The organism is Arthrobacter sp. CC3, assembly GCF_039907775.1.
Taxonomy (GTDB): domain Bacteria; phylum Actinomycetota; class Actinomycetes; order Actinomycetales; family Micrococcaceae; genus Arthrobacter.
This window is the reverse complement of the sequence record NZ_JARCCY010000009.1, coordinates 159,744-166,969: the sequence shown is the minus strand read 5'-3', so window position 1 is coordinate 166,969 and position 7,226 is coordinate 159,744. Positions and strand designations below refer to the sequence as shown.

Annotated in this window: 8 protein-coding genes; 1 reads left to right on the top strand and 7 read right to left on the bottom strand. The window is 63.5% G+C overall.

From position 1 onward, the window contains the following. Window positions 1-74 precede the first annotated feature (74 nt). The 7 genes from PV761_RS07890 to PV761_RS07860 all read right to left on the bottom strand — a co-directional run bounded on the left by PV761_RS07890 (window position 75) and on the right by PV761_RS07860 (window position 6,271). The gene (locus PV761_RS07890) at window positions 75-1,697 is read right to left on the bottom strand and encodes a hypothetical protein (protein WP_347895694.1); all 1,623 of its coding nucleotides are present in this window, start codon (window positions 1,695-1,697) and stop codon (window positions 75-77) included. A gap of 45 nt (window positions 1,698-1,742) precedes the next feature. Next, window positions 1,743-1,973, bottom strand: a complete 231-nt coding sequence (locus tag PV761_RS07885) for a hypothetical protein (RefSeq protein WP_347895692.1) — start codon at window positions 1,971-1,973, stop codon at window positions 1,743-1,745. 178 nt (window positions 1,974-2,151) lie between these two features. Beyond that, window positions 2,152-3,051: a glycosyltransferase gene (locus PV761_RS07880; protein ID WP_347895690.1), complete on the bottom strand. Its 900-nt coding sequence runs from the start codon at window positions 3,049-3,051 to the stop codon at window positions 2,152-2,154. A 12-nt stretch (window positions 3,052-3,063) separates the two neighbouring features. Further along, window positions 3,064-4,158 (bottom strand): NAD-dependent epimerase/dehydratase family protein, encoded by a 1,095-nt coding sequence (locus tag PV761_RS07875; protein ID WP_051628770.1) that lies wholly within the window; start codon window positions 4,156-4,158, stop codon window positions 3,064-3,066. 25 nt (window positions 4,159-4,183) lie between these two features. Continuing rightward, window positions 4,184-5,071, bottom strand: a complete 888-nt coding sequence (locus PV761_RS07870) for a glycosyltransferase (protein WP_347895688.1) — start codon at window positions 5,069-5,071, stop codon at window positions 4,184-4,186. Between the two features lie 3 nt (window positions 5,072-5,074). Continuing rightward, window positions 5,075-5,518, bottom strand: coding sequence for a DUF2304 domain-containing protein (locus PV761_RS07865; protein WP_028270166.1), 444 nt, complete (start codon window positions 5,516-5,518; stop codon window positions 5,075-5,077). A gap of 3 nt (window positions 5,519-5,521) precedes the next feature. Continuing rightward, window positions 5,522-6,271 (bottom strand): glycosyltransferase family 2 protein, encoded by a 750-nt coding sequence (locus PV761_RS07860; protein ID WP_347895685.1) that lies wholly within the window; start codon window positions 6,269-6,271, stop codon window positions 5,522-5,524. A 146-nt stretch (window positions 6,272-6,417) separates the two neighbouring features. Here PV761_RS07860 and PV761_RS07855 point away from each other — a divergent pair, with 146 nt between their 5' ends. Continuing rightward, window positions 6,418-7,188: a glycosyltransferase gene (locus PV761_RS07855; protein WP_028270165.1), complete on the top strand. Its 771-nt coding sequence runs from the start codon at window positions 6,418-6,420 to the stop codon at window positions 7,186-7,188. Window positions 7,189-7,226 lie beyond the last annotated feature (38 nt).

Sequence of the window (7,226 nt, the reverse complement as noted above, 5' to 3'; positions counted from 1 at the left end):
CTATTTTCCCTTGTCAGAGCACCTTTTCGCCCTTTAAACACGCCCTTCAACGGCCGCCCGATGAAACCACGGGGCTAAAAGCCGGCAAGGCGTATCAGCCGCCCTTCGAGGCCTTTCAGGATCAGGTGCTGGCGGACGGGTTCGTAGAGCTCCGGGTCAACGATCACCGAGACAGCCGGATCGTCCGCAAGGAGCCGGGCAATGATTTCGGGTGCGTGGTTGTAGTCCTTGTAGATGGCACCGATCGCCGGGCTCAATGCCGTCGTCTTTGACGTGGAGTTACCACGCAAGGTCCAATGCCACCGGGCCGCAAGCACCCTGTCCACCGTGCCCTGCGCCACGATGTAGATGGTTTCGTCCGGTTGCGGCTGGCGTGCACTGGCCAGGAGCCGGGCAACGTAGTCCGGCGTTGCCTCCAGCCGTGCCGCCTGCTTTTCCATTTGGGTTATGGCCCGCGCTGTCGGCGGGAGCCCGGCGTCGTTCAGGCCTGTCACCGAGAAACCGAAGAACTGGGTTGCCGCCAGAGCCAGGACGCATAAGGCTGCCGTCAGACGCTTGTCGTTTCCAGGGGCGAACCCGGACGACGGCGGAGGCAGGATAGATGCCACTGCGGCCACGGCCACCGGCCATGCAAACAGCAGTACGGCAATCAAGTACTTGTAGAAGTAGTAGGAAACAGCGCCGCCGTCCGCGCTTTGCGAGACGGCGAGCCAGAGACAGAGCCCGATGGGAACAAAGAGCCCGAACGATGCCAAAGCCGATCCTCGCCGTCCGGCTTCAAGCGAAGGGCTGGCCACGGCAACCGCGATGTTGGCGAATCCGAGGGCCACCGCGAACGTGATGACTGCGAGGGCCATCCCAAAGTCGGGAAGTTCGATTCCCCCGGTAAGGCCGAGTATCTGCTGGCTCTGCTGCACCAGCGGGGATAGCTGGATTACCGGCAGCAGCACCCCTGCGATAGTGAACGCTGCCACGACGACGGCCGGCCACCACCATGACCGTGGATAGGTCCCTGGCCGCCGAAGGACATGCCAAAGCCGGACCATGCAAGCGACCGCAACGAGGCTGACCAGCAAGACCCAGTTGTTGGCGACACCGACGAGCCCGGCGCCAACGGCAGCCAGCCCCCAAAGCGGAATCCTGCGGGGGAAATTCAGCAGAGCCAGCACCGTTGCGGTCGCCAGGCCGCATGCGAGGTAGAAGTTGGCGAAGCCGTCGTAGACGGGAAGCGAACCTGGACCGAAGATCCAGGCGCTTGCAGCCACGGCGGTGACCGGCGCCATCGCGGCGGAACGCCGCCGGATCGCGGGAAGGGCACAGAGCCCGGCCATGACCAGCACAACCGTCACCACGCAGACGGCGGCCTGGAGGTTAATAAAGGAAATCAACTCGGCGTCGAGGGAGCCGCTATCGGGCCGAATAAGGTCAGCGAAGGTTGCCAGCAGGGCATGAAATCCCTGGGGATACTCCGCGAAGCCCCAAGTGCCCCCGGAGGAAGGACCGGGGATAGTCGGAATGACGCCGCCATGGCTGCGGATCATGAAGTAAATGTTGAAGTGCGACTGGTAGTCCCACTTGTCGGTCATGAGCGACAAAGCATCCTGGGCCGACCTGACCGCCAGCATGGTGCCGAGCGAACTTGCGGCGAGCCCTCCGGCCAGGAAGGGAACAGCGTCGATCCATTTCACCCCCGGCATCAGGCGCCGGAGTCTCGGCCGGGATGGCTTCGTCGAAAGAATCCACTATGAAATCGTCCCGGCTGTCAGGGCCATCAGCAGTGTGCCGTGGTCGATTCCGAGGACGCGTTCCGGCACCCACCAGGTGAGAGGCGCGAATCCCATGGCCAGGAGGCCGTTGAGGAGCAGCCGGAGGGATAATCGCTTCGCCGTCGGAAGGAGTAGAACAAGTGCGGCTGCGAAAGACAGGCCCAGGATTCCGTCCAGCAGGCCGTTCAGGCGGAGAACGACGATCACAAATGCCGCCGCGACAAACGCGGCTGGTCCGCGGAGGGATCGAAACTTCGGTCCCCGCCCTTGAGCGCTTACCTCGAACTTCCGGGCAGCCCGGCGCGGACGCCGCGACTCCTGCTGCAACGCTGACCTCACGGACCTGCCCCCAATCGTAATTACCCGGCGTGCCGTGCCCCTGAATCTAGCTGACGCGTCGTTTTCCGGCCCGACCTGCGATGCCGTCGGCAATCCCCGCCATGGCGGAGGACAACCGTTCCCACCTGTTCGGGGCGAGCAGGGTCACGATCGCGAGGTGCCGGTAGTCTGCCAGGAAACCCTTGATAGCCCACCACAGGTGTTGGCGTCCGTATTTCCTCGCGAGCAGGATACGGTTCCTGAACAGGTAGTAATAGCGCCACGACGCTGCGGTCCGCACCCTGATGGGGCGGCCCCGCAGGGCAAGGTCCGTACCGAACAGGCGGGCCTGCGTCATGGTTCCCAGGGAGTGGCCAAGGGCTGCTTTCGGAGCAATGACGGTCTTCAAACCGGCTGACTGGGTGCGTAGGAAATATTCGGTGTCCACGCCGTCGATAAACAGGTCGCTTTGCAGGGTCCCGAGTTCCTCAATGACTGAAACCGGCAGCAGCAGACCCGATTGGATCGGCTCGCCCCCCAGCTGCACGCCGTTCACGACGCCGGCGCGCCGGGTCGGGAGCCCCCTGATCGAGGCCGGAGCGACCATGCCGACACGGACTCCGGCCTGTTCAGCGGCCAGTGCCGACTCTTCGAGAGCGGCGACGTAGCCGCCGTCGAGCAGGCTGTCCTGATCCATGGTGAGGATGAAGGCGGGCCGTTCTGCTGACGCCAGGGCCACCGCAATCCCGGCGTTCAGCGCCGCGGCGATGCCCGAGTTTACGGCGAGCCGCTCCACGGTGCAGCCGAGATCCTGAAGCTGCCCAAGAATCTGGCCGGGGTCCCGGGAACTGCCGTCGTCAACGACCACCACACGGTTGACCTGGGCCAGTAGGGCGGAGGCGTTGGCCAGGACGTGCTCGTCGGCGTTGAACAGGCTGACAACCGCAGTGGTCGCGTTGGACGACATTCGCTCGCCGGATCAGGCAGGCTTGACGTCTGGCTGCGCGTCAATCCATGTGGCCAGCAGTTCGATTCCCTGGGCAAGGTTGTACTTCGGCGTCCAGCCCAGCACCTTTTCGGCGGCGGTGATGTCGGCCCAAGCATGCCTCACATCGCCCTGCCTGTACTGGCCGGTCACGTGCGACTCGGGAGCGTTGTAGTGCTCCGCAATCAGCTTGGCGGCGGTGCCGATGGTCTGGAACTCGCCAGATCCGATGTCCATCGGTTCGCCCTGGACGGTGGGGGAGACCGCACCGGCAACAATGGCCGACGCGACGTCGTCGATCAGGATGAAGTCACGGCGCACTTCGCCGTCCTCGTAAAGGGGGATGGACTTGCCGCCCATGGCCATCCGGCAGAACAGGCTCATGATGCCCGTGTAGGGGTTGATCAGCGACTGGCCCGGACCGTATACGTTCTGAAGGCGGAGGATCACGGTCTCCACGCCGTAGGACTTCGCCCATGCCTGCAGGACATTTTCCTGGGCGAGCTTCGTGGCACCATAGACGCTCACTGGGGCGGGGAAAGTCTCGGACGCCTTCATTGCAACAGGCGAGGCACCCGGGAAATCCCACTGTGCTTTGTCGAGGGTTTCGCTTGTCCTCTGACCCGGGTAAAAGACTCGGCCGTCGGCATCCTTCCAGGCGCCTTCGCCGTACACGGCGCGGCTGGAGGACAAGACAATCCGGCGGGGAAGCTTGCCGTGGCGGTTGAGGCCGTCCAGGAGCTGCGACGTCCCCACAACGTTGACGAGAGTGTGCCGGGTGGACTCTTCCAAGGACTGACCGGTTCCGGTTTCCGCCGCGAGGTGAATGACGACGTCGGGAGTCACGTCCTGTAGGACGGCGTCCCAGGTCTTCGCCTCCGTTACATCCGCAACGACCAGTTCGGCTGCCGGGTTCAGCTGCTCGGGACGCTCGCCCGTGGCATGGATCTGCGGGTGGAGATTGTCGACGACGACCACACGGTCGAATGCGCTGACGAGGGCATCGGAGATGGCGCAGCCGATGAACCCGGCGCCGCCGGTGACCAGGACGGTGCCGCCAGGACGGGCAGAAGTTGAAGAGGAAGTCACTTGGGACCTTTCGTAGCGAACGGTGTTACTTGCCGAAGGTGTGGCGGACCAGGGCCTTGACGGCAGAGGAGTTCTTGCTGAGCACTGCCTTGGGGAGCAGGGACGCCGCGTGCGCACGCGATGTGAACCTCAGCCGTGCTGACCGGGCGGCCCGGTTCCATCCGAGTTCCTGTGCCTGCGCGGCAGCTACGGCGAAATACTCCCGCTCGCCGGCGAACCGTGAACCGTCCACAAGCTTGGTGGACGAGGCACTGTTGGAGTGCCTGCGGTACTGGAAGCAGACGGTCGGCTCGATCAGGAGCTGGTCACCGTTGTAGATCATGTCCATGATCAGGGCGAGATCCTGGATGATGGGGAAGCCGTCCCGGAAGTCCACCTGCCGGATTTTATCCGTCCGGAAGGCCAGCGACGGCCAGTAGAGCCAGTCGCCGTGCATCAGGTTGGAGGCGATGGCCTCGCCGGAGACGAGTTGGCGTCCGCCGCCCCTGGGCTTGATGAGCTTCTGCTTGACGGTGTCCACAAGGGTGACCACCACCTGGCCCGCTTCGTCGATGACCTGCACCCCAGGCTGGATCAAGGCCGCCCCGGGGTACCGCTTGTGGGCATCGAGGATGGTGGAGACGTAATTCGGCAGCAGGACGTCGTCGCAGCCGAGGATCACCAGCACCTCTTCGGTGGCCATGGCTACGCAGGTCCGGTAGTTCTCCGTGATTCCTGCGTTCTGGTCCTTACGGATGTACTTGACGCGCGGATCGGAGATTCCGGCCATGAAGTCCTTGATCTCATGGCCGGGGTAGGCGTCGTCCACGACGGTGAGGAGCCAGTCATCGCTGTCCTGGGCCAGGACACTGTTGACGGTTTCCTTCATGTAATCCGGATCGCCCCAGTAGGGAATGAAAATATCCAGTGGCATGTGTTAATCCGAACCTTTGTGTTGTGTGTCGGGCTTCGCCGCGTGGGGTCCGGCGGTATCAGGCGTTGTTGCCAGCGAGTCGGAGGGCACCTGCGAGTCGGTGCTGGCCGCGGTGCTGAGCGCTTCAACCTGGACCCGCAGGATCGCCACTTCCTCGGCCAGGGTCCGTGTCTCGTCTTCGACGACCGAGATTTCCCACGAGAGGTGGAGGCATACGCCCAGGAGCATGAGGATGCTCATGGCGAAGAGCAAGTTGGAGGGCAGCTGGACGCCGACGAACTCCGCCACGATGTTGAGCAGGCGGGGGAAAGCTGCCAGGACAAGCGTGGCGACGCCGACGATCAGCCAGAGGGCAGCGTACTTCTCCCGGAGTTTCTTCCGGCGGAGCATTTCGACAACCAGTCCGACAATAGCCAGGGCAAGCAGGAAGGCAGCAATGTTTCCCATGCTCTAGGCTCCCGATGCTTGCGGAGCAGGTACGGCCAGGTGGGACCGCTTCCGGGTCAGGGCAAACAACAGGGCGAACACCGATCTTCCGAGGTATATGGCGGCCTTGGCCGGATTATGGCTGGGTTTTCCGCCCTGCCGGGCACGCATTTCCACGGGCACCTGAGTCACGGTGCACCCCGAGCGAATGGCGACCACGAGGGAGTCAATGGTGTCGCCCAGGTATTCGGCCGGATAGTGGTCAAGGTATTGGTCCACAGCGCGTACGTTGGCGGCACGGAACCCGCTGGTCACGTCGGTGAGGCGGGTCTTGGCCAGCCCGGAAATTACCTTGGCGAGCAGCTGCATGGCCCACTTCCGCGGGCCCGTGACCTTGTAGTCCCCGCGGTTCGCGAACCGGGCACCGATTGAGATGTCGGCATGGGCAAGCCCTGCGAGGACTTCGTCGATGCTCCGCGGATCGTGCTGGCCGTCGGAATCCACCTGGATCACCTGGCGGTAGCCACAGCGGCGTGCGTACTTGAAGCCTGCCCGCATAGCGCCGCCGACACCAAGGTTGAAAGGAAGGTTAAGCACAGTAGCACCGGCCTCGGCGGCAACGGCTGCAGTGTTGTCGGTGGATCCGTCGTTGACGACAAGAACGTCGTACCGGGAGTCTGTATTCAGCACTTCCCGCACGGTATTACCGACGGCTTCCGATTCATTCCAGGCAGGCATGATGACCAGAACGCGCGGATTGGGGGTGGATTCCATGGTGTCCAAACTATATCAATTCCATGATTCGGGTCGGCGGCGGCGCCGCGGGGGAGAGCCCGAGCAGTACAGCCTAAGATGGGACGGGCCCTCCGGACGTCACCCGGCGAGCCCCGGAACTATCTTGCGCAGGCGGAAGGACCAGATTGAGAACAGATCCTACGGACGTCCCGGGCACCACCGGCAAGGGGGAAACGAGGGTAAGTGTCTGCCTCGCGAGCTACCGGGGCGGGCGCTACATCAGGGAGCAGCTCGAATCCATCCTTGCCCAGCTCGGCCCGGACGATGAGCTGGTAATCGTAGACGACGCTTCACCTGACGACACTGTCGAACACATCCGGACCTTCCACGACGGAAGGATCCGCCTCATTGAAGCGGCTGTGAACCAAGGTTACGTCCGGTCATTCGAACAGGCAGCCCTGGCATCGAAGGGACAATACATCCTGCTCGCCGACCAGGATGACGTGTGGGTGCCGGGCAGGCTTGAACTTATGCTTGGTGCGCTGCAGACATCAAGGGTGGTGGCCTCCAATTTCGACGTGCTCGGAGACGGCCCGCGTCCGAACATTCCGCGGCTCCGGGGCGGGGACAGCCGGCGCCATGCCGCAAATATCCTCGGAATCCTCGTGGGATACCGGGCTTATTACGGCTGCGGCATGGGTTTCCGGCGCGACATGCTCTCAGTGTTCACGCCCGTTCCCCGCTACGTGAACGAGTCCCACGACCTTTGGCTGGCCATCTGCGGAAACCTGGCCGGCTCCATGCGGCACTTGGACAAGTCAACGTTGCTGCGCAGGATCCACGATGACAACGCCACGCCGCGGAGCTGGCGCTCGCTGCCTGTGATCCTCCGCGCACGCATCATGCTGCTCCGTTGTATCGGGCAGGCATGGCGCCGCCTTCACCGGCCGTCCTAATGAGTCCCGTCCTGATTAGGACGCCATTGCTCAACCGG